General features: G+C 51.3%; 18 protein-coding genes and 1 other RNA gene. 8 read left to right on the forward strand and 11 right to left on the reverse strand.

Going from position 1 to position 21,756, the window contains the following annotated elements; translation table 11 throughout:
* Positions 1 to 23 precede the first annotated feature (23 nt).
* From ssrA to JSQ97_RS02200, 7 genes are all read right to left on the reverse strand, one after another.
* Positions 24 to 403, reverse strand: a transfer-messenger RNA (tmRNA) gene (gene ssrA, locus JSQ97_RS02170).
* Between the two features lie 112 nt (positions 404 to 515).
* Entirely contained in the window at positions 516 to 1,064 is a 549-nt protein-coding gene (locus JSQ97_RS02175) for an ATP-binding protein (protein WP_187384691.1), read from the reverse strand.
* 123 nt (positions 1,065 to 1,187) lie between these two features.
* Positions 1,188 to 1,526 (reverse strand): anti-sigma factor antagonist, encoded by a 339-nt coding sequence (locus tag JSQ97_RS02180; RefSeq protein ID WP_187384690.1) that lies wholly within the window; start codon positions 1,524 to 1,526, stop codon positions 1,188 to 1,190.
* A gap of 17 nt (positions 1,527 to 1,543) precedes the next feature.
* Positions 1,544 to 3,184: a PP2C family protein-serine/threonine phosphatase gene (locus JSQ97_RS02185; protein ID WP_205074550.1), complete on the reverse strand. Its 1,641-nt coding sequence runs from the start codon at positions 3,182 to 3,184 to the stop codon at positions 1,544 to 1,546.
* Positions 3,185 to 3,311: 127 nt separating this feature from the next.
* Positions 3,312 to 4,232, reverse strand: coding sequence for a transcriptional regulator (locus JSQ97_RS02190; RefSeq protein WP_205074551.1), 921 nt, complete (start codon positions 4,230 to 4,232; stop codon positions 3,312 to 3,314).
* A complete protein-coding gene (locus JSQ97_RS02195) occupies positions 4,229 to 4,936 on the reverse strand; it encodes a metallophosphoesterase family protein (RefSeq protein ID WP_205074552.1) in 708 nt (235 codons plus the stop codon). Before JSQ97_RS02195 ends, JSQ97_RS02190 begins: the two co-directional genes overlap by 4 nt.
* Before the next feature lie 9 nt (positions 4,937 to 4,945).
* The gene (locus JSQ97_RS02200) at positions 4,946 to 6,313 is read right to left on the reverse strand and encodes a tetratricopeptide repeat protein (RefSeq protein WP_205074553.1); all 1,368 of its coding nucleotides are present in this window, start codon (positions 6,311 to 6,313) and stop codon (positions 4,946 to 4,948) included.
* A 247-nt stretch (positions 6,314 to 6,560) separates the two neighbouring features.
* On the opposite strand from JSQ97_RS02200, the gene JSQ97_RS02205 reads away from it, so the two are divergent.
* From JSQ97_RS02205 to JSQ97_RS02215, 3 genes are all read left to right on the forward strand, one after another.
* Positions 6,561 to 7,301: a tetratricopeptide repeat protein gene (locus JSQ97_RS02205; RefSeq protein ID WP_205074554.1), complete on the forward strand. Its 741-nt coding sequence runs from the start codon at positions 6,561 to 6,563 to the stop codon at positions 7,299 to 7,301.
* A 321-nt stretch (positions 7,302 to 7,622) separates the two neighbouring features.
* Positions 7,623 to 8,330 carry a hypothetical protein gene (locus JSQ97_RS02210; RefSeq protein WP_205074555.1) on the forward strand — a complete coding sequence of 236 codons (708 nt, stop codon included), beginning with the start codon at positions 7,623 to 7,625 and terminating at the stop codon, positions 8,328 to 8,330.
* A gap of 32 nt (positions 8,331 to 8,362) precedes the next feature.
* On the forward strand, positions 8,363 to 10,486 hold the full coding sequence (locus JSQ97_RS02215; RefSeq protein ID WP_205074556.1) for a tetratricopeptide repeat protein: 2,124 nt from the start codon (positions 8,363 to 8,365) through the stop codon (positions 10,484 to 10,486).
* 59 nt (positions 10,487 to 10,545) lie between these two features.
* Here the strand turns inward: JSQ97_RS02215 and mutL are convergent, their stop codons facing one another.
* The 4 genes from mutL to rpsD form a co-directional block, all read right to left on the reverse strand.
* On the reverse strand, positions 10,546 to 12,456 hold the full coding sequence (gene mutL / locus JSQ97_RS02220; protein WP_205074557.1) for a DNA mismatch repair endonuclease MutL: 1,911 nt from the start codon (positions 12,454 to 12,456) through the stop codon (positions 10,546 to 10,548).
* Positions 12,453 to 12,731 carry an exodeoxyribonuclease VII small subunit gene (gene xseB / locus JSQ97_RS02225; protein WP_021330004.1) on the reverse strand — a complete coding sequence of 93 codons (279 nt, stop codon included), beginning with the start codon at positions 12,729 to 12,731 and terminating at the stop codon, positions 12,453 to 12,455. The genes mutL and xseB overlap by 4 nt, the downstream gene beginning before the upstream one ends.
* A 20-nt stretch (positions 12,732 to 12,751) precedes the next feature.
* A complete protein-coding gene (xseA, locus tag JSQ97_RS02230; protein WP_205074558.1) occupies positions 12,752 to 13,990 on the reverse strand; it encodes an exodeoxyribonuclease VII large subunit in 1,239 nt (412 codons plus the stop codon).
* Positions 13,991 to 14,173: 183 nt separating this feature from the next.
* Positions 14,174 to 14,788, reverse strand: a complete 615-nt coding sequence (gene rpsD / locus JSQ97_RS02235) for a 30S ribosomal protein S4 (protein ID WP_205074559.1) — start codon at positions 14,786 to 14,788, stop codon at positions 14,174 to 14,176.
* A gap of 229 nt (positions 14,789 to 15,017) precedes the next feature.
* On the opposite strand from rpsD, the gene JSQ97_RS02240 reads away from it, so the two are divergent.
* Genes JSQ97_RS02240 through JSQ97_RS02260 form a run of 5 tightly spaced genes read left to right on the forward strand, consistent with a single transcriptional unit; the run spans position 15,018 to position 21,625 of the window.
* Positions 15,018 to 15,704 carry a LolA family protein gene (locus JSQ97_RS02240; RefSeq protein ID WP_205074560.1) on the forward strand — a complete coding sequence of 229 codons (687 nt, stop codon included), beginning with the start codon at positions 15,018 to 15,020 and terminating at the stop codon, positions 15,702 to 15,704.
* A gap of 12 nt (positions 15,705 to 15,716) precedes the next feature.
* Positions 15,717 to 16,811, forward strand: coding sequence for a helix-turn-helix domain-containing protein (locus JSQ97_RS02245; protein ID WP_205074561.1), 1,095 nt, complete (start codon positions 15,717 to 15,719; stop codon positions 16,809 to 16,811).
* Positions 16,798 to 18,318, forward strand: a complete 1,521-nt coding sequence (gene rimO, locus JSQ97_RS02250) for a 30S ribosomal protein S12 methylthiotransferase RimO (protein ID WP_239446873.1) — start codon at positions 16,798 to 16,800, stop codon at positions 18,316 to 18,318. The genes JSQ97_RS02245 and rimO overlap by 14 nt, the downstream gene beginning before the upstream one ends.
* A complete protein-coding gene (locus JSQ97_RS02255) occupies positions 18,315 to 20,471 on the forward strand; it encodes an ATP-dependent helicase (RefSeq protein ID WP_205074563.1) in 2,157 nt (718 codons plus the stop codon). Before rimO ends, JSQ97_RS02255 begins: the two co-directional genes overlap by 4 nt.
* 32 nt (positions 20,472 to 20,503) lie before the next feature.
* Positions 20,504 to 21,625 carry a DUF362 domain-containing protein gene (locus tag JSQ97_RS02260; protein ID WP_205074564.1) on the forward strand — a complete coding sequence of 374 codons (1,122 nt, stop codon included), beginning with the start codon at positions 20,504 to 20,506 and terminating at the stop codon, positions 21,623 to 21,625.
* Positions 21,626 to 21,756: the final 131 nt, after the last annotated feature.

The following is a 21,756-nucleotide window of genomic DNA, read 5'->3' on the forward strand; positions in this document are numbered from 1 at the left end:
AGCATTGTAAAGACAAAATGATGTTTTGGAGATGGGGGGAATTGAACCCCCGTCCGGGTACGTAAAACAGGTACATCTACAGGCGTAGCTGTGCGGGGTGATTGTCGGGAGCGTTTAACGGCACAGCAGGTGTCCGCTCCGTATTCCGATAGATGTCCTGCGCGCATATCGGACAGTGCGCACAGCAAGCTCCGGTTTACGACGGAAATCCCGCCAGCTCGGAGCGGTGCGGACGGGTTTCCGGCTCTTTAAGTCGCCGCTTACGCAGCAAGAGCTAACTGTTCGTCTTCAGACACGAAGTCTTCTTCACGTTTGGCAGTTATGTTTTTTTGCGTTTTCAAAGGAAACGCGGCCTTACCTGCAGTACAAGCTTTCCCGTATCCGTCGAAACCGGTGCACCCCCGATTAGCGGAATCCTTTTAAAGATACTCACGCCGCAGGCTTTTGTCAAGTTCTTTTGCAAAAAATATCGACCTTTCGGGCGGCTTCCCGTATCTGCGTGTCGTCGGCTCGCGTCAGTGAATGGCGTGATGTTTTTGCTTAAACTTTTTCAGCATTGCGACGGCGTTGCGTTTACCGTTGAAGACAAAGCCGCCGTTCCAATATTCGACCGCCGCAAAGAGGGCGTTTCCGCCGTCGTGCTCGTCGCTCGATGCCGTTCGGAACGAAACGTAGTTTGCGAGGTCTTCGAAATTCTGCGTGTGTAGGCATTCGATCCTTTTGCGATTGAATTCGTTCCATTTTTCAAGGTTTTTGAAACCCTCGCCTTCGTCCTGTACGATGAGGTGGGCGTGACTGGGACTGAACGAATACCAGACCGTCACTTTTTTATTCATGTCGCAGTGATTGCCGTGTTTGACTGCGTTTTTGATCACTTCGCTTATCTGCTGTTCGAGCAGGTTCAGCTCTCTGATTTCCGTCGGCGCCGACTGGACGATCAGAAGCGTAAAATATCTTATCTGTCTGAAATCGGACGGAAAGGTTTTTACAAGCATATTTTCCGTATTGAACAGGGGGTCATTGTCGTCCGAGTGAAGTTCTTTTATTTCTTCTTCGCGTGCCATAGGGCAAACTCCTTTGGTATAAACGGGCGTATAAAAAAATTGAGTGTATGAGGTATATTTTCCACGCTAAAGCGCTATGTTCAAAATCGATTTTTCCGTACCGCTTTGCAAGTGCAAAATACGCTATTCTTTGACCATCTCGAGCGCTTCTTCAATGCTGTTTGCGATCGGAAAATACCCTGTCAGTTTTGTCAATTCGATGACTTTTTTTACCGAACCGTGGATATTTGCAATGGAAAGGTGGAGGTTCATCTTTTTGATCGTCGAACAGATATAGATGAGCGCACCGATCCCCGACGAATCGATATAATCGACCTGTTCCAAATTGATGACAAAGAATTTGACGTTTTTTTCCAGCATCTTCATGACGAGCTCTTTGAGCTTGTATGAATTATACAGATCCATCTCTCCGTTTACATCGATGATGTAGATGTCGCCGTTTTTCCGGATTTTCAGTTCCATAGATATCCCTTCCTGTTTTACCGAATTTTTATAATCAAAAGGCTTTGATCGTCATATTGTTGGGCGGTACCCGAATGAAGTTGTACATCCGCTTTTACCCGTTCGGCAATGTCAGCACCTGACAGTTCATGATTCGTTTTTATAACTTGCATGAGGCGCGCTGCCGAATATTGTACACCGGATTCGCTGAGAGATTCAAGTAAGCCGTCCGTACAGCTTACGAGAATGTCTCCGCTTTGGAGCTGTACGGTTATATCTTCGAATACCGACGTTTTTTCGACTCCGAGCGGTTCATTCTGTTTCGACAGCTGGGAGACCTCATCCGTTTTTGCCTTATAAACGAGTACCGGATTGATGCCGCTCGTTGAAAGCTGCGTTTTCCGCGTTAAAGGATTGTAATCGATGAGGGCGATGCTCGCAAAGTGATCTTCGATGGCGGTTTCGGCGCAGAGTCCGCGGTTGATCCATTTTAGAATAGCAGCGGGGCTTTGCGGAGTCGCGGCTATCATACGCAACATCGTGCGGATCATCACCATGACGCTGAACGAATTCATGCCTTTTCCGACGACATCTGCCATAACGAACAGTGTACGGTCTTTTTTCACCGGTACGATATCGTAATAATCGCCGCATACGTTTTCGTTTTGCACCGACCATACTCCGAGCGATACGCCGAGCATTTCGGGTATCTTTTCGGGGATGAGCTTTTTTTGGAATTTTGCCGCCGTATTGCCTTCTTCCGTGAGGCTTCGTTTTTCGCTGTAGTCGAGAAAGCTCAAAAGCGAGCGGAGCGCGGAAGCGGCCGCATCGGTGAGCGTTTTTGCGCGTTCGAAATCGATTTCGGAAAAGCCTTCTTTTTTCGGAGCCCGTGACAGAGCCGAAACGCCGACCGTCCTGCCCTGTATGCGGATCGGAACGCAGATGTAGGAGCCGCACGCGAGGAAATCTTCCGGACCGTTTTGATAGATGCGCGGATCGCGAGGGGCGTCTTTTATAAGTACGGCTTCGCCGGAAGAAGCGGTTTCGCCGAAAATCGTGTCGGAAAGCTGAAACTGCATATAGCGGAAATTCGCTTCGACGCGCACGGGTTTATGCGGCAGCGTATCGGGCAGCCGGTAGGGCGGAGGAAAGGATCCGGTCATGGATCGGACGGTGAGAAAGTTGTCGAACTCGTCCGACAGGAGGATGACGCAGCCGTCGGCCTTTGTCGCTTCGGTGAGCTTTGCGTTGAAATAGTCGAGAAATTGACTCAAGCTGTTGTCGAGCGAAAAAAGCTCTGCCGCCTTTGCCGCAAAATCTTCATTCGCGTCGAATCTTTTTTCATACGATATGGTTGCAAGCGAATCGCGTTCGGCTTCGACGTGCGTCTCCGGCTTTTCTTTTTTTTCTCGCTTTCGGGGAAAGCCGAATGTGAGGATGATGAAATAGGGCAGTACGAGCAATTCCGCAGCGAGCATGGCGATAACGAGATATACGCTGCGTGAAGAACGGAGCATATAGATGCTGCCTGCAAAAAGGATACCGAGCGCGATGTAGAGTACGAAACTCGCTTTCGCCGTATTGCGATACCGTATGACGACGAGCAACGCGAACAGAACTGCAAGCAATACCGCCGCCGTGATAATCGGTATATGTACAAAAGAATCGATCAAATACAATTTTTAACTCCGCATACTGATACGATATAGCTGAAGATTGTACCATTGAAGCGATACGCAGTCAAGGTGACGATTTTATTTTATTTTTATCGGGGACACGTGATATTTTCGTACGATTTTGTTGTATTTATTTTATTTTCCGTTTGAACATGATACGCTCGATGCCGTTTTTTATGCGGGCGGTAAAACCTATCCTTTTGCTGCGCGTAAAGGACTGCACCGCTTCGTCGAGCTGTACGTCCTCTCCGAATTTTTTCCGCAGCTCTTCCCAATACCGCATGATCCACACGTAGAGGTCGCTTTTTGTTCGCTGCTTGAAATAGCGCATGACGTGCCGGTCGTCTATCGCTTTGATTATCGGAAGATAGACGTCTTCGAACCACGACATGATCGCATCGGTCATCGTCATGTCGGAGCTTTGTTTTTTTTCGATGTACGCTTTGTGGGTCAGTATGTGATTGTAGATGATGTCGTACTGTCCGGTCGACGTAAAATCGAGCGACCAAAAATCGGTGATGTCTCCGAAATTCGTTTCGGTGTAGAACACCCGTTTTTCATACGAGATGATTTCTTTTATCATCGATTTCAGCGTATAGGCGGGCTTTAATTTTATTTCGCTCTGCAGTGAAACGATCTCCGCGTCGATGAATTCGATGCCGCGCGCTTTTGCAACCGAAACGCGGTGATTGCCGTCGCGTACAAAATAAAGTCCTCCGAGCTCGTACGCTTTTATCGGCGGCAGGACGATCGATTCGTATTGCGCCGCATCGACGTGCTTCCACCGTTCACGCAAAAATACGCTTTTCGGAAAAAAGCGGTTATCGAAATCTTTATAACGCCCTTCGCTTCCGACGATTTTGTCGATGGGGATCGTTTTTAAACCGACGTAGATTTCGTCTTTCGGTTTTAAAATCGATTTGATTTCGGCAAACGAAATGAGGGATGCTTCTTCGGGATTTAAAAAATGCTGTATTTCGTTGAAGAGCGCTTTGCTGTGCGCCTTATTGAAATCTTCATCCGTCTGCAGCGAAAACAATCCTCCGTTCATTGCGCACCTTCGTTTTTCGGAAAGTCGATGAGGTAATGCGCGTATGCATTTACGACCGTGGTCGCTCCCGATTCGGTAACGCGGCGCGTACGTATGTCGTAGAGGTGGATGTGTCCGTGCACGAGATAGGCGGGCGAAAATTTTTTTATAAACCAGTTGAAGCATTCGAATCCGACGTGGCACGGGTCTTCTCTGTCGTGGATGCCTCTCGGAGACGCGTGCGTCAAAAAGATGTCGAGATATCTGCCGTAACGCAGTTTATTCCATAAAAGAGAAGGGATCATGCCGATGAGACGGCGCTTCATCTCTCCTTCGCTGTATTGGTTGAGACCGTTGTTGTATTTCCGCGAGCCGGAAACTCCCGCGATGAGCAGCGGCGTCTTTTTCCCCGTTTTAGGATCGGTAAATGAAAGCGTTTTATCTCGGATGACGCGGAAACCGCAGTAGGCTGCCCCGTGTCCTTTTACTTCTCCACGCTTTTCCGCAGGAGCGGGAACACCAGAATGATAATAGTGAAATTCGTTTAAGTTGTGGTTGCCGAAAATAAAATACGTCGGCTTATTGAACACGGATACGATAAAATCCACATAATCCATCGGCAGGTCTCCGGCGCATAAAATCATGTCGATATCGGAAAACAGCGACGAAGCGTTTTGATTGTAGATGAGCGGATCGATCATGTCCGAAACGCAGAGTATTTTCATTGTATTCCTTTATATGCCCGATTTTTTGAGTGCCTGTTCAAGCTGCTCTTTGCCGATCAGTTCGACGGGTCTGTTTTCCGCAAAGGCGCGCGCGCTGCGGGAAAAATCGGAACTCGAAAAAATATACGCGCGCGAACAGTTCGCTTCTTTAAGATCGTCGAGCGCCTGCCTTACAACGGAATCTTCGAGCGGATCTGAGGCACGGTAAAAGCGCAGCAGGTATAACTGCTTTCTCACGTTCATCCAGTCGCCGCCGCCTCGTTCCGTCGCGATGACTTGGCATCCCCACTTCGTTGCATCGGCACGCTGGACTGCGAACGACAGTGCGTTTTGAGCGAACTTTGCGCACATGGCGGTAAAATCCTCGTTGGCGCACGTGAGGTAATCTTTGAGCGCGTCGTTCGTCTGCACGTCTTTGTATTTGGAAAGCTTTGCCGCGACATCGCGGAACGTATGATTTTTTTTGTAGATGATTTCCCACTGCGCTATCGCTTTGTCTATTTGCCGCATCGCTTCAAAGCATGCGGCAAGATAATAGCGCGCGTGGAGCGTTTCCTGTTTGACGCCTGCCTTATCGAGTTCGACGGCGCGTTCGAGATCGATGAGCGCACTGTCGGGACGGCCTGCGAGCATGAGACAGATACCGCGTTCGATGAGCGAGCGAGCGCGGTATTCCGCATTGCGCTGAGCTTTTTCAAACGCTTTGACGGCACCCGCGTAGTCTTTATTTTCTTTTAATATCTTTCCTAGATAGTAGTAATTCGAATACGCTTCGGGGTTCAGCGAAAGGGCGAGATCGATTTCCTTTTTCGCCTCGGCAAACTGTTTGGCGTTTGCGAGAAGGAGGGCGAGGGAAGCGTGCGCTTCGGCGCGGCGCTTATCGAGGGCGACCGTTTTGCGGAACATCGTGAGTGCGGTGTCGGTGCGATTTTGCTTTTCGTAAATTTTTCCCGCGTTGTAATACGCATCGGCATTTTTCGGTTCGAGCTTTGTGAGCAGGAGAAATTCTCGGAGCGCATTTTCATCCTGATTGAATTTCAAATACAATGCGGCGAGGTCTTTTCGAAAGGGAACTTCGGCGATATCGTCTCCGAATACGGCGTTTTCGCTTACGGTTTTGTATTCCATGAGCGCGAGTTCTGCTCTGTTTTCGGCGAGATAGACTTTGCCGAGATAATAGTGGACGAGGTAATTTTTCGGATCCTTTGCGAGGATCCGTTTTGCCGATTTTTCGGCTGAGAAAAGTTTTTTCTGCTTTATCAGTTTGAGGATATTTTCGGCGCGTTTGGGCGCGAGTACGGATTTTGTAAGAAACAGCAGCAGCCCTGCGATAAAGACTGTGAGTGCTGCGATGATCGCGATTTGAATCGGCTCCATAATAATCCTCCCTATGGAATGCGGGATTGCGGAGCATATCGATATTTCGAAAACGCCGCATCAGTGCGCACAAAATGTATCCGAAAAATATGTATCAAACGGTCTTTTGTAAAACGATAAAGTGCTGTATACTAGATTAGTAGATTTATTAAACTCTGTCAAATGTCCGATAATGAAGAGACGGATAAAAATTATATATCGAATGAGGAAACGGAAAGTGAGCCGATACACTACAGGAGCGATTCTTTTGCTGCTTTTTGCAGCGCGGTTGTTTGCCGAAAGCGAAGGAGAGCGCCTTTTTAAATCGAACGATCCGACGTCCGCCATTCCGATCCTCGAACGGGAGCTTTCGTCGGGAATCGCGTCCGCAGCCGCGTATAATTATCTCGGCCTTTCGTATTATCAAACGGGGCAGTACGATAAATCAGTCGCAACCTTTGAAAGAGGATTGCGCGTTTCGGGTACGGATAAAAAAGTGCTCGCATACAATGCGGGAAACTCCGCATTCGCTGCCGGAAATTACGCGAAGGCCGACAGCTGTTATTCGCTTGCGTTGAGCGCTTCCCCCGATTTTTCGAAAGCGATTTTAAATAGGGCGAACGCGCGGCTCAATCAGATGCGCCTTGAGGATGCGCTCGGCGATTACGAAAGCTATATCGAAAAGGTACCTGGCGATCCGCAGCGGACTGAAATCGAACGTGTCATCTCTCTGATCCGCGCCGAGCTTGCAAAGCGTGAAGAAGATGCGAGGACGGCTGCCGCTCTCGAGCGGACGCGCAGAGAGGAAGAAGCTCGCATGTATGCCGAGCAGGAGCGTATCGCAGCCGACAAAGCGCGGCGGGAAGCCGAAACAAGGGCTGCCGAAGAAGCGCGTAAAAAGAAGCTGCTCGAAGATGTGGCGAATTCGCTTCGGTCTACGAATGCCGAAAGTATAACGGGGGGGACGGAAGATACGCTCGAGTACGAAACTGAACCGGAACTCGATTGATATATTGTAAGGGGATATTTTTATAGGTCGAATGTCGAGTTTTGAAACTATGAACTGATAAAACTGTGCTTGCGGCGAGAACTTCGTTCGCTGCGCTCACTACCGAGTTTGCTCTGCAAACTCGCCGTGTATGCCGCGGTCGAGCTTTTTAAGCCGGGCTTTCGTAAGCCTAACGCTCGAAACGGCACGCAGCCGGGACCTTGCCTTTCGCACGATTTTACTTGTTTTCAAAACTCGCCATTCCGGCATTATGCGAAACTGATGGAAAATTTCGAGTTTTAAAAAACTCGAAATTGAACTTTTATAGCAAAGGAAAGGGATATGGCGAAGACAAAAACGACTGAAAAAGCGGCTGCCGTAAAAAAGACGGCAAAAAAAGCATCGGTTGAAAAATCGGTAACGCCGACAGCCAAAAAGGCTGCCGAAAAACCGGCTGCGAAAAGAGCGGGTGCAAAGGCAGGTGAAAAAGCGCCTGCGAAAAAAACAAGCGCAAAGTCGACCGTGAAAGATAGTGCAAAAACTGCGGTCAAAGAGCCTGCAAAAAAAGCGATTTCGAAAGCGCCGGTACGTGCGGCTGCAAAAACGTCTGCGGCAAAACCCGTATCCGAGACAACTGCGAAAAAAACAAGCGCAAAGGCGGGTGTAAAACCGGCGACAAAAGCTTCTGCAAAAATGCAGACGGCAAAAGCGGTTTCCGAAAGCGTACGTGCAAAAACTTCGGCAGCGAAAAAGCCTGGCACGAACGGAACAACCGTTTCCGCAAAACCGACCGAAAGCGCGGAAGTTCGTAAAGCCGTCGACACGATCGTATCATCGAAGCCGACTTTCGGCGATACGCCCGTATCCGTACACGCGGCGGAGCGAAAAAACGCGACGGAAAAAGTATCGTTTGACGGTGCTTCAGCCGGAAGCAAATCGGTAAGCGAAGCCGTCGCCGAAAGCGGATCCGAAAAAAAATTGAATAAAAAAATCGTCATCGCGATCATCTGCGCGGCAGTCATCATCGCCCTTATTGCGGTTTTTTTTTAAATAAATCCGGAGCGATCGGTTCGAACACCGGTGTGAAGGACGATGCGCTCGCTTCGGTTCAGCTCTACATGGACAGCGGCGACTACGATCGCGCGCAGGACATACTCGAAAAACTGCTCAAAAAAAATCCGTCGGATGCCGAAGCGCGAAGATTGCTCGATGAACTGACCGCTTTAAAGAGCGCAAAATCCGCCGACGGGGTGATGCAGGACGATCTTGCACGCAGGACGGCGGAAGCCCAAAAGACGCAGAGAGAGCTTGAAGAATTGCTTTCCCGCGGCAAGGGGCAGGATTCAGGCGCTTCATCGAATGCCGAAGCGGGAGCGGCGCAGCGGACGGACGGGCGCGACGGGGCAGCTCAAACTTTGACCGATCAGAGTACACGGTCTTCTGCCGACCGATCTGCAGCACAGCCTTCGTCCGACAAAACGGCAGCACAGCGGGCGCGAGATGCGGAAGAAGCCGCGCGGCGGGAAAAAGAGGCCGCTACCGAACGGGAGCGAAAAGCGAAAATCGCCGCGCAGAAAGAAGCGGAGGCAGCTTTGGCGCGCGAACGGAAAGCCGAAGCCGAAAAGGCGGCAAAGGCGCTTGCGGCGCAAAAGCAAAAAGAAGAAGCGGCACGTAAAGCAGCCGAAGAAGAACTTGCGCGCAAAAATCGTGCGATTCAAAGGGAAATCGACGGCGTAAATACCGAAATCGCGCAGGGCAAATCCGATTTGACGGCAAATAAAATCGATTCGGCTCTCAATCATTTCGGCAAGGCGCAAAAAATGCTTCCGATTTCCGCAGGCGAGCCGCTTTTTTCCGGCAGTAAAAATTCTGAGATGGCGTCCGCGCTCTACGACGCTTCGCAGTCCTCGTCATCGAATGCGGATAAAAAACGACTTCGCGATGCGGCTGTCGGCTACGCCGAAGAAGCCGTGCGAAAAACGCCGAACGATGCCGCTTCCCACTATGTGCTCGGTATGGCGGCTTTCGACACAAAGAATTATCCGAAAGCGCTCGACGAACTTTCCAAAGCGGTGCAAAACGACCGATCGAATGCTCTCTATCACTACAATCTCGGACGCGCACAATACCTTTCTCGCCGCTACAGCGACGCCCGCTCATCGTTTCAGAGAAGCGTCGATTTGGACGGACGATTTGCGCCGGCTCAATACAATCTGGGGCTTGCAAACTTGAGAACGGGAAACGATTCCGAAGCGCTGTCTTCTTTCCGCCGTGCACGGACGACCGATGCGAATTACGAAAAAGCCTATCTCGAAGAGGCGCGTCTCCTTTCCAAACAGGGTGATAAGAACGGCGCCGTCAGCGCGTACAACAATGTACTCCGTATAAACGATGTGAACGGCAATGCGCTGCGCGAACTCGGTTCCGAATACTACGCGATGGAAAATTACGCCGCATCCGAAAATTGCTATCGTCGTGCGCTCGCGCTTTTGAGTCCGACGGAAGAAGACCCGACGACGTACTACAATCTTTCGGCAACATTGTACGCGGAGCACAAAGATGCCGAAGCGATCACCTATGCAAAGCGCGCCTATGCTTCGAAGTCGTCACTCGGCAATGCCGCGCAAGCGAACATCGTATACAATTATGCGCTCATGTTGCAGGAGGCGGGAAAATCCGAAGAAGCGATCCCGCTCTACGTCGAAGCGCTGCGCTTAAATCCGAATCACGAAAAGTCGAAAATCAACCTCGGAAAAATGTACCTCGAAATGGATCCGCCCGACGTCGACACGGCGCTTCAGCTTTTCCGCCAAGCGTACAATTCGGACAATAAAAGTTTCGAAGCGAACAACAATCTCGGAAGCGCATATCTCGCAAAAAGAGATTATAAAAATGCGATTCAATTTTATCAAAACGCGCTGCGCCTCGATCCGTCCAACAATACGGTGCGTTCGAATCTCGCACAAACCTACGCGAGCGACGGCCAGTTCGACAACGCGAAAACGACGTACACCGAACTGATCAAGCGCGACGGTACGAATTGGGATGCCTATGTCGAACTCGGAAAAGTATGCATGTCGGCAGGAGATACGGCGGACGCGGAACGATATTTAAGCGAAGTGCAGACCAAGCAGCCGAATCACCGCCGCGCCGAAGTGACGGAGCTTTTGTCGGCGCTTCGAAACGGCGGCGCTCAGGCAAGATAGCAGGCGGGAATTTCAATGTTAACACTGATTAATTCGCATTCGAATTAATCAGTGTTTCCTTAGGTGCGCTTTACGAGGGCGAAAAGCTCCGCCCTCGTTACCGCCGTCCACACGGGTCTTCCGTGAGGACAGTGCGGGTCGGGGAGGGAGAGCGCCTTTTCCGCCAAATCAGAAGCGGCCGCATCGTCGAGTACATAACCGTCTTTGACTGCGGCTTTGCATGCGGTCATAGCGGCGATCTCGGAAATGACGTCTTCCGGGGCGACTCTCTTTTCGAGGAGGGCGCGGTACAGATCGTTTTCGCTTCCTTTCCAGCGCTCCGGCACCGACCTTATCTCCCACACTCCGTTTCCTTTGTTTTTTGCCGCAATGCCGGCTTTTTTCATCTCATCCCGTATGCGCGTCAAATAGATATCGTCCGCCGCGTTTTGCGTAACGATTTCATAGGGAACGAGAAGCGTTTGGCTTTTTCCCTGATTTTGCATAATGGCGTCGTAGAGGATCCGCTCGTGAGCCGCGTGCTGGTCGATGATATACAGCATGTCGCCTTTTTCGGCAACCAAAAAAGTGCCGAGCGCGCTTCCGAGAAAATGAAAGCCGCCGTTTGTTGTTTTGATTTTTTCTGCTGCGTTTTCGGCGTCGTATGGTTTTGTTTTGTCTGCCGCATCGCTTGCCGCGCCGTCTCTCGTTTCATCGAACGAAAGCGCTTTTTTTGCAAGTTCGAGCGGTACGTCCTGCGCTTCGTGGTTTATCGAATAGCGCGCTTTGTATGCATCGGTTTTATATTCACGGGCGTAGGGGTTCGTAAAGTTGCCTGCGCCGCGGTGCATGACGATGCGCGAAAAATCTTTCGCCTGCAGGATCGAGTCTTTATTTTTTCCGTACGATATGCCTTTTCCGCCGGCCGTCGCATCGAAATCGAAAGATTGAAAATTGTTGATTTTATCGTTGCGGTCGTTTTTCATTTCGCGCAGAGTATATTGATGAAAAAAATTCTGCAAAGCTCCGCTTACGCCGTGGTGCAGGCTTGCGATGTCGCGGAAGCGCGCTTCTTTTTTTGCCGGGTGAATATTGAAGTCGACGAGATCGCTTTTCATCGTGACGAAGAGGGCGGCTGCGGGATAGGTGCCGTTCGGAAAATAACCTTGACCGCCGTACTCGATCGCCTGTACGAGCGAATACTCGGTAATCCTTCTGCCGTTTACGAAGATGTATATGTCTTTTTTATTTGCGCGCGATACGCCCGGCTCTCCGATGACGCAGATAAAACTCCAATCGGGATTTTCTCCGCCCGAAGAGCCTGAGATTTCGTAAAAGAGAGAAGCGTTTTCGGAAGGGAGCGCCGCTTCTACGAATCGCTTTTTTAAACTCGTGCCCGCTTCGAGCGTTATGCGACGCTCGCCGTCCGCGGTAAACGAAAAGGCTATGTCCGGCCTCGCAAGCGTCTTTTCGATAAACGTGTTTTTGCACATGAGCGCTTCGGCTGCCGGGCGTTTTAAAAATCTTCTCCGCGCGGGAAAGTTTTCAAAGAGTCCTTCCGCCTGTACGATCGTACCCACAGTCGATGCACTCCGTTCGATGATGTGATCTTCCGTTACCGACGCCCGCATTTTCCAGCCGCCCGATATGATCGAAAGGCGGCATACGGCGGCGATCGACGAAAGCGCTTCTCCTCTGAAGCCGAGCGTCGAAAGATGCAACAAGTCGGTTTCCGTTTCGATTTTGCTCGTCGCGTGCGGCCGCGCGCAGTTTTGCAGATCGCTTTTCGTCATGCCCGAACCGTTGTCGACGACGCGCACTTTTTCGATGCCGCCCGAATCGATTTCGACGGCTATGCTGTCGGCACCCGAATCGACCGCGTTGTCCATGAGTTCTCGCACAATCGCATTCGGCCGGTCGATGACTTCGCCCGCCGCGATCTTCCTCGCGACTTCGGCGGAAAGCTGCCGTACCGGTTTCGCATCGCTCATTGACGCGTGCCCTCCTGCGGGGCGCCCGCCGTTCCCGTCGCTTCGTCGGTACCCGAAAAGAGATCGAGTTCGGGCGTATCCGCGCTTTCGGGAGCGGGCTCGTTCATGAGCATTTGAATTTTTCCTTCGATCCTGTCGATTTCGGCTTCCATACCGCGCGCGAGTTTTATGCCCGTTTCGAAATCTTTGAGCGCATCTTCGAGCGATATGTCGTCGCGCTTGATGTCGGCGGTAAGCTTTTCAAGCGTTTCAAGGTTTTTTGCAAAATTTTTCATGACGAACTCCTTGTAAATTATTAATTAATAAAGCGGTTTGTCTCTGCGTGTACGCTTTTGACGGTCGCCCTAAGTTGTCCTTTTGCCGGAACGATTTCAAGCTCCGCTCCGACTGCGACGAGCGATGCATCCCGCACGACTTCTCCGCTTGCCGTGTCGCGTACCATCGAATAGCCTCGTGCAAAAATTTTTTCGGGACTTGCGCTTTCGAGTACGTGCGTACACAGGGCGATGCGGTGTTTTGCGTCTTTTAATTTTTCATCGATGTTTTGCAACAGCGCGACTTTTGCGCCGTCAAAACGCGCGAGGAGCGGCTGTTCGATAGTTCGAAACTGCAGTTCGAGGTTTTCGGGATTGAACGTGCGCACGACGAGCTTCATGTTTTCGACTTTGCGTTTTATTTCCGTATAGAAGGTATCGGCATAGGTTTGCAGCGTACGAATGATATCGCTTTTGAGCGGAATTGCGGCTTCCGCTGCGGCCGACGGAGTCGGGGCTCGAAAATCGGCTGCGTAATCGGAAAGCGCCCAATCGATTTCGTGTCCGACGGCGGAAATCACCGGTATGTTCGATTCATAGACGGCGCGTACTACCGCTTCGTCGCTGAAGGGAAGCAGATCTTCGAGGGAACCGCCTCCGCGCCCGACGATGAGCACGTCGCAAAGCCGGAAATAATTTGCGGTCTTTATCTGCCGCACGATCGTTTCCGCCGCGCCTTCTCCCTGCACCGTCGCAGGTAAAATGACCGCCGATACGCAGGGATTCCGCCGCTTCATAATCTGCAGGATATCGCGCAGGGCGGCTCCCGTCGCGCTCGTGACGATACCGACCGTTTTCGGAAAAAGCGGCAGCGGTTTTTTGTGCGCTTCATCGAATATGCCTTCGGCGGCGAGGCGCTTTTTGCGCTCTTCGAGCATCTGTAAAATATTTCCCGCGCCTGCGATTTCCATGCGCGAAATGACGAGCTGATATTTGCCGTGCGGAGGGTACACTGTAAGACGCCCGGTACAGCGCACGAGCATACCGTCTTTCGGCGAAAACGAAAGAGAGGGCGTCGCGCTCCGCCACATCGCACATCCGAGCTGCGCGCCTGAATCTTTCAGCGTCAAATAGATGTGACCTGCGCTCGTCAGTTTGCAGTTGGAAATCTCTCCTTCGACGACGACGGTGCCGAACGAACCTTCGATCATCTCTTTGATGAGATTTGTGATCTGCGTGACGGAAAAAAACGCGGAGGCGTCTTGAGCCGAATGTGCCATAGCGGTAATTTTATAGCGTATAGAAAAACTGGTCAACGCGTGGACAGAGAAAATGTGATTTTCGACACGCGTGGGCGAGGTTTTCGTGCGGGCAAAATTTGCAAACCGATAAAAAAAACGGACAAGGGGGATCCCTCGTCCGTTTGCTTTGTGCTACAGGATGTTCCGGAAGCGGACCGCTTATCAGCGCGAATAGAATTCTATAACGTACTGAATATTGCCGACCGGCTGGATATCGTTCGCCGACGGAAGGGCAGTGACGGTTGCCGAAAGTTTTTCTTCATCGACCGTAAGCCAGCTTCCGCGATTTCCCTGAACGGTGACCAAATTGTGCCGGATAAGATTTTGAATGCCTTTTTTTTCTTTCGACGTGATGACGTCTTTTGCTTTGATCCGCATGGAAGGGATATTCGCCGGTTTGCCGTTAACGTAAAAGTAGCAATGCGAAACCATTTGACGCGCCTGTGCTCGGCTTACCGCAAAACCCATTCTGAAAACGGTGTTGTCGAAACGCTGTTCCATCAATGAGAGCATATTGTCGCTCGTAATGCCTTCCATCCGCTGTGCGCGCGCGAACAGATTTCTGAACTGCTTTTCGGACATACCGTACGCAAGGCGGAACTTTTGTTTTTCTTTTAACTGTTCCCCATACACGGACGTTTTGCCGCGCTGCTTTGCGCCGCGCTCTTTTCCCGGCGCGTTCGGCCGTTTCGTCAACAGCTTGCTGTATTTCGGATTGCCGAAAATATTGGTACCGAGCCTTCTGACTATTTTACCCTTAGGCTGTTTTACCGCCATACTTTAAACCTCTTTTTACCGATACTGATTATGCCGATCCCGGCAGGATATTGTTGTTTTATGCAATTGTTAAGGAAATGGATTTGCATAAAACGCAAGAGACACCGCGCAAAAAAGTAGCCGCGTTTTTTGACGGCAGTCCCCGATAATGCGGGTTATTATCTACCGAAGCGCCTTTTTTGTCAAGCGGCGCCTTGACCTTATGAATTATCTCGATTAAAATGCGTCTATGTTAAATAAGAAATACGCTTCTCTTCGGTTTGCAGCGTTTTTTTCAATATGCTTTTGTGGATCGATTTTTGCCCAGACGATCACGACTGCCGGCGATTATTTTAAAACCGTTTCCGATTTTTACGCGTCGATCCGCGATTACGAAGCGGACATGGATGTGTCGATGGGGAGCCGGCAGATGAAAGCGCGCGTGTCGTTCAAGCGTCCCGACTTGCTTCGCATCGATTTTTCAAAGCCCGCCGAGCAGGTCATATTGTTTAACGGTGATCTCCTCACGATTTACCTTCCCGGCTCTTCCGCCGTACTGCAGCAGTCGGTGCAGTCTTCAAGTGCGGGCGGCGCGTCGCTTGCGACATCGCAGGGGCTTTCGCTCATGAGCCGCTACTACACGATCAAATACGAAATCGGGCAGGATCCCGTCCCTCTCGACGATGTGTCCGACGAAAAAGTTATAAAGCTCGTGCTCGACAGACGCAATACGTCCGAAGCGTTCCGTTCGATCAGGATCGCCGTCAACGCGGAGACGAAACTTATCAGGCGGATTTCCGCGACGACTCCGCAGGGCACGGAATACGTGTTTACGTTTTCCGCTTACAAAGTGAATCAGGATATTCCCGATCAGCGTTTTATCTACGATCCGCCTTCATCGGCAAACGTGTATAATAATTTTCTCCTTTCCGACTAAGGCGGGCGCGGTATGGAAAGTTACGGCACGATTCTGAAACGCTCGCGCGAAGAAAAAAATATCGACAGAGATACGGTTGCCCGCGAAACGTCTATGACGGTCGAATGCATCAGGGGATTGGAAGAGGAAGATACATCCGTGTTTCCCGGCGAACCCTATATGGTCGGTTTTTTACGCAACTATGCGGAATACCTCGGCGTCAATCCCGACACCGTTATGGCGCTGTACCGCAGCAAAGCGATCCAGGAATCTCCCGTTCCCGACGGATTGTTCGTTAAACACAAATCGTCTCGTTTTCTACCGATCGTCATCGGTGCCGCTATCTTCGCTGTCGCGGCGGCAGCTCTCGTAATTTTAATAATTTCGAAATCATCTCACGCGAATAAAAACGGCAGCGTCGTCGTCGCTCAGGATATGGGATCGAAAACCTACGAGCTCACCGATAAGCCGTTTGAAAAACGGCTGTTCCGCGGCGATAAAATCGTCTATCCGTCGGAGAAAGGCAAAATCATCTTGACCGTGAGCGATACGCTCACATCGTTCGGACTCGATACTCCTGTCGGTACGCTTCGCACGGATCTGGCCGAAGAAGCGGAGCTTGACGTCGACGGCGACGCAAAGGGTGACATCATCGTCTACGTCTCCGACATATCTTCGACCGAAGCGAACAGGGGAGCGGAAGTGCGTATGCTTGTGCGTCGCAAGGACAGCGATATGCTCGCGATCGACGAAAACGCAATAGAAGATGTTTCACAAAATTCGCTTTCTCCTCAACGGCATCCGCAGACGGTCATTTTTGAAGACAACCGTGCGTATCCCTTTACAGTCAACGCGAGTTTCCGCGGTCCGTGTGAATTCCGCTATAGAGTCGACCGAAAGCGTTCGAGCGAAAATTATTTTACGAACGGTGAAGTCGTCATGATGACGGCGAACAACGGCGTGCGCGTGTGGATGTCGAACGGCAATACCGTAAAATTTACCGTCATCGCCGATACGAAAAGCTACGATCTCGAAATCGGCAAAGCGGGGCAAGTGCTCGTTGAAGACATCAAATGGGTGCGCGATTCCGAAGGCAAATACAGATTGGTGGTCGTTGAACTTGACTGAATTTTTTATCGACGAGTACGGCTGTGCGAAAAATCAAGTCGACGGCGAAATCATCATTTCACGTTTGACCTCTCTCGGTTTCCGTCAAACATTCGACGCTTCGAAAGCGAACATCATCATCGTCAATTCGTGCGGTTTTATCAATTCTGCAAAAAAAGAATCGATCGATGCGCTTCTCCGCGCGAAAAAAAATTATCCCGATGCGAAAGTGCTGCTTGCAGGATGCCTTGCCGAGCGTTATGCGGACGTGCTGAAAGATTCTCTTCCCGAAGCGGACGGCATTTTCGGAAACGGCGATCTTTCGAAAATCGATTCCGTCGTGCGTCCTCTTCTTGCGGGGAAGCGTCCCGTCGTCACGGCGGAGCAGCGCGGCATATCGTGCGGAAAGCGGACGATGCTGCTTTCGTATCGCAATTCCGCGTACGTAAAGATTACGGAAGGATGCAGCAATCGCTGCAGTTTTTGCGCGATCCCGATCATACGCGGCTCGGTGCGGAGCCGAAGCGCGGACGATATCGTCGATGAAATTAAAACGCTGCTCTTGCTCGGCGTATACGAAATCAATCTTATCGGACAGGATTTGGCGGCCTACGGTACGGGAGACGGGGACGATGTTTTCGGTACGGGGCGTTTTCCGCTCCCGCGCATAGGGGAGGACGGCGCGAACGAAGGCACTGAAAAAATTTCCGCTCTCGCCCGTTTGCTGAAAAAAATCTCCGCCGTCAAAGGCTGTTTTATCGTGCGTCTTCTTTACATTCATCCCGATCACTTCAACCGCGATATCTTTCCCGTCATGCAAAAAGATTCGCGCATCGTTCCGTATTTCGATATCCCGTTTCAATCCGGCGATGACGAAATTATTAAAGCGATGAATCGGAAGTGTACGGCAAAAGAATACGTGCGCCTCGTGCGCGATATTCGATCTTCGTTTCCCGAGGCGGCGATCAGAACGACTTTTTTGACGGGCTTTCCGGGAGAGACGGAGGAAGCTTTTCGCTCCACACAGCGATTCCTTTCCGACATACAAAGCGATTGGTCGGGCTGTTTTACGTACAGCCGCGAAGAAGATACGGCCGCCTACGGTATGAAGGGCAGGGTGCCTCAAAAGACGGCTCTTGAGCGAAAGCGGGCGCTTGAAGCGATTCAGAGCGAAATCACCGAAAGCCGCCTGAAATTGCGGTGCGGAAAAGAATACGACGTGCTCATAGAAGAAGTCATTGCAGGCGAAGAAGGTTTTGCGATAGGGCGCGCGTGGTTTCAGGCGCCCGACGTCGACGGTTCGTTCGTTGTCCGCTACGACAGGGATGATGAGGCCGAACGGAGCGCCGTGCAATGCGGAAACGTCGTGCGCGTTTTTGCCGACAGCGTGAGCGGCGTCGATATGGATTCTCATCTCGTCTCGAATTTAATAATCAACAAAAAGCGGTCTCGCGTATCAGGCGGAACGGCAGTTTCTCCGCCGCTTTTATATGCGAGCGATTTTTATGATACCGGAGATGCCCGATGACCGACGCGCGGACAAATCTCCCGTATATGGAAACGCTCAACCCCGAACAGAGAGAGGCGGTCGAACATTCGGCCGGTCCGCTTTTGATCCTTGCGGGAGCCGGAAGCGGAAAGACGCGCGTCATCACGACAAAGATCGCCTATCTCATCGCCGAAAAAAAAATCCCGCCCGAATCCATACTCGCGGTGACCTTTACGAAAAAAGCCGCGAACGAAATGCGCTCGCGCGCGATCGCCCTCGACGATAGAGCGTGCTTTGCGGAAATACGCACGTTTCACTCGTTCGGCGCGTGGTTTTTGCGCCGCTATGCCGCCGAAGCGAATCTTGTCCCGTCGTTTACCGTGTACGACGACGATGATGCGGCCACTCTCGTGATGAAAGCCGTTCCGTCGCTCAGGCGCCAGCAGGCAGAACTCGCCGCGCATAAAATTTCGCTTGCAAAGGATTACTGTCTTACGCCGGACGACGATCTGTCTGCCGTCGATTCGACAGGAGATCTGTCTGCGATCTACCGCGCGTATGAACAAAGGCTTTCCGAAACGGAAAACGCCGATTTCGGCGATTTAATAATGAAGCCGGTGCAAGTGATGGAAGAAAACCTCGCCGTGCGCGAGCGGATGCGTTTCCGTTTCCGCGTCATCATGGTCGACGAATATCAGGATTCGAACGTCGCACAGTTTAAGCTTTTGCAGACGCTTTCGGGTACGGCAGAAGGAAGCGGTACGTACGTGTGCGTCGTAGGAGACGACGACCAGTCGATTTACCGATTCCGCGGCGCCGAAGTACAAAACATATTGACGTTCCGTAAAAAATTCCCCGGCACGAAAATTATTAAACTCGTGCGCAATTACCGCTCGACGGAAAAAATTCTTGCAGCTGCGGACGCCGTCGTAAAAAACAACGAAGACCGCATCGGCAAAACGCTCAAAGCCGAGCGGGGGGCGGGAAAGGCTCCCGTACTCGTGTATTTACCCGATCAGGATGCGGAAGCGAGATTTTGCGCAGAGCTCATCGAAAAAGCGCACGCGGAAAAAAAGACGGCTTACGGCGATTGGGCGATTTTATACCGCACGAATGCGCAGTCGCTCGGGTTTGAAAACGAATTTTTGCACCGGCGGATACCCTACGCCGTCGTCGGCTCTTTGAAATTCTACGAACGGGAAGAGATTAAAGACGCGCTTGCATTTTTATCGCTTGCCGCAAACGAGCGCGACGAAATCGCATTTCGCAGAATCGTCAATAAACCTTCGCGCGGAGTGGGAGAAAAAACGCAGGAGGCGATCGTTTCATACGCCCGCGAAAAATCGATCGGTTTTGTAGAAGCGGCAAAAGCCTGCGCCGACAATGCGGGGAAAAAAGCGAAAGAGGGCATCCGCGAATTTTGCGGTGCGTACGACGGCATTATTAAATCGTTTTCGGAAGACGAGCGGCTTTCGCACTTTGTCGGAAAAATACTCGACGCTTCCGGCTTGCTCGAATATCATCGCACTCAGGACGAAATATCGGGTACGCAGCGCGCGGCGAATATGCAGGAACTTATGAACAGCGCGTCGCTGTACGCGTGTACGAAAGACGGGCTTTTGCAGTTTCTCGATTCGATCACCCTTGACCGTTCGCTCGAAACGGGCGATGATGGAGAAGGGGATGCGGTAACGCTCATTACGCTGCACAACACGAAGGGACTCGAGTTTCCGCGAGTGGTCATCACGGGATTGGAAAACGGCATCTTTCCGCGGGGCGACAAAACGGGAAGCGAACTCGAAGAAGAGCGTCGCCTTTTTTACGTCGGCATAACGCGGGCGCAAAACGAACTCTATGTCACATCCTGCGCTCGCCGCCGTCTGTACGGGCGAACGGAGTATATGCAGCCGAGCGTTTTTATCGAAGAGGCTGAAAGCGTCTTTCGCGTGCTCGGGGAAAGACCTCAAAAATCCGCCTTGCAAAGCGGTCGTTTCGAAGCTGCAAGCGGGCTTTCGGAAAAATGGAAGCGAGGCAGCCGAGTTTATCACGACGACTGGGGATACGGGCAAATCGTTTCGTCGGATACGAGCGACGACGGAGAATTCGTTATTGCGGTGCAGTTCGAAAGCGGCGCGAAAAAGCGTTTTATGCCCGAATATCAATCGCATTCTTTGATGCTTGTGAGGGATTGATCTGTAATATAGATACTTCGAAAGGAGCGGTTATGGAAAAAGCGAACGTGTATTGGGCGGATTTTCGAACGACAAAAACCGAAAGCCTTATGCAAAAGCTCGTCCGCCTTGTTAAAAAAGCGGGTATCGAAACGATCGATTTCGACGGTAAATTTACGGCGATAAAACTGCACTTCGGAGAACCGGGTAACCTTGCGTACTTGCGCCCGAATTACGCAAGAGCGCTTTCGGAATTTATTAAAAGTATCGGCGGCAGACCTTTTTTGACCGACTGCAATACGCTCTATCCCGGCTTGCGCAAAAACGCGCTCGACCACCTCGATGCGGCGTTTATGGACGGCTTCGATCCGCTTGCGTGCGGCTGTCACGTGATCATCGGCGACGGATTAAAAGGAACGGACGAAGCCTACGTCGATTTTCCCGAAGGCGAGTACATAACGCAGGCAAAAATCGGGCATGCGGTGATGGATGCCGACGTGTTCATTTCCCTGACGCATTTTAAACTGCACGAAAGCACGGGCTTCGGAGGAGCGATCAAAAATATCGGTATGGGGTGCGCGAGCAGGGCGGGGAAGATGGAACAGCACAACGACGGAAAACCCGAAGTTGCCGAAGATCTGTGCATAGGCTGCGGCGCGTGCGCGCGCGAATGCGGACAGGACGCGATCGAATTTATTAAAACCGAAGACGGCAAACGGAAAGCGCGCATCGATGAAGAAATCTGCGTCGGCTGCGGGAGGTGCATCGGTGCCTGTCCGAAAGATGCGACGCATCCTGTCGGAAAAAATACGAATGAAGTGTTGTGCAAAAAGATGGCCGAATACGCCGCCGCCGTCGTCAAAGGGCGGCCACAGTTTCACATATCGCTCATCGTCGACGTCTCCCCTTTCTGTGACTGCCACGCCGAAAACGATGCGCCGATCATCCCCGACGTCGGAATGTTCGCATCGTTCGATGCCGTTGCTCTCGACGCCGCGTGCGCCGATATGACGAACCGTCAGCCCTATCTGCACGGCACGATCATGGACGAACGGGAACATGTTTATAACGATTGGTTTTGCGATGTGCATCCGACGACGAATTGGAAAGTCCAGCTCGAGCACGCGGAAAAAGTCGGTATGGGAGTGCGCGATTACGAATTGATAAAAATATAGATTGCAATCGTTCGGAATTGTGAACAATTGCGGCTCTCACAGCGGAATCCCCGCTTACGCTCCGGTTGTGCTTTTAAGCGAGGCTTCCGCAAGCTGAACGCACAAAGTCGCACGCGGGTCTCCCGCTCGAA

Source organism: Treponema sp. Marseille-Q4523 (assembly GCF_016901105.1).
Lineage (GTDB): Bacteria > Spirochaetota > Spirochaetia > Treponematales > Treponemataceae > Treponema_D.

Excerpts from the sequence above, each read along its gene's own strand:
- JSQ97_RS02180 (WP_187384690.1), bottom strand. The coding sequence starts at position 1,526 with ATGGAACTGAAAATCCGGAAAAACGGCGACATCTACATCATCGATGTA.
- xseA (WP_205074558.1), bottom strand. The coding sequence starts at position 13,990 with ATGGCACATTCGGCTCAAGACGCCTCCGCGTTTTTTTCCGTCACGCAG.
- JSQ97_RS02195 (WP_205074552.1), bottom strand. The coding sequence starts at position 4,936 with ATGAAAATACTCTGCGTTTCGGACATGATCGATCCGCTCATCTACAAT.
- JSQ97_RS02190 (WP_205074551.1), bottom strand. The coding sequence starts at position 4,232 with ATGAACGGAGGATTGTTTTCGCTGCAGACGGATGAAGATTTCAATAAG.
- JSQ97_RS02260 (WP_205074564.1), top strand. The coding sequence starts at position 20,504 with ATGGAAAAAGCGAACGTGTATTGGGCGGATTTTCGAACGACAAAAACC.
- JSQ97_RS02245 (WP_205074561.1), top strand. The coding sequence starts at position 15,717 with ATGGAAAGTTACGGCACGATTCTGAAACGCTCGCGCGAAGAAAAAAAT.
- JSQ97_RS02255 (WP_205074563.1), top strand. The coding sequence starts at position 18,315 with ATGACCGACGCGCGGACAAATCTCCCGTATATGGAAACGCTCAACCCC.
- rpsD (WP_205074559.1), bottom strand. The coding sequence starts at position 14,788 with ATGGCGGTAAAACAGCCTAAGGGTAAAATAGTCAGAAGGCTCGGTACC.
- JSQ97_RS02200 (WP_205074553.1), bottom strand. The coding sequence starts at position 6,313 with ATGGAGCCGATTCAAATCGCGATCATCGCAGCACTCACAGTCTTTATC.
- xseB (WP_021330004.1), bottom strand. The coding sequence starts at position 12,731 with ATGAAAAATTTTGCAAAAAACCTTGAAACGCTTGAAAAGCTTACCGCC.
- JSQ97_RS02210 (WP_205074555.1), top strand. The coding sequence starts at position 7,623 with ATGGCGAAGACAAAAACGACTGAAAAAGCGGCTGCCGTAAAAAAGACG.
- JSQ97_RS02240 (WP_205074560.1), top strand. The coding sequence starts at position 15,018 with ATGTTAAATAAGAAATACGCTTCTCTTCGGTTTGCAGCGTTTTTTTCA.
- mutL (WP_205074557.1), bottom strand. The coding sequence starts at position 12,456 with ATGAGCGATGCGAAACCGGTACGGCAGCTTTCCGCCGAAGTCGCGAGG.
- JSQ97_RS02175 (WP_187384691.1), bottom strand. The coding sequence starts at position 1,064 with ATGGCACGCGAAGAAGAAATAAAAGAACTTCACTCGGACGACAATGAC.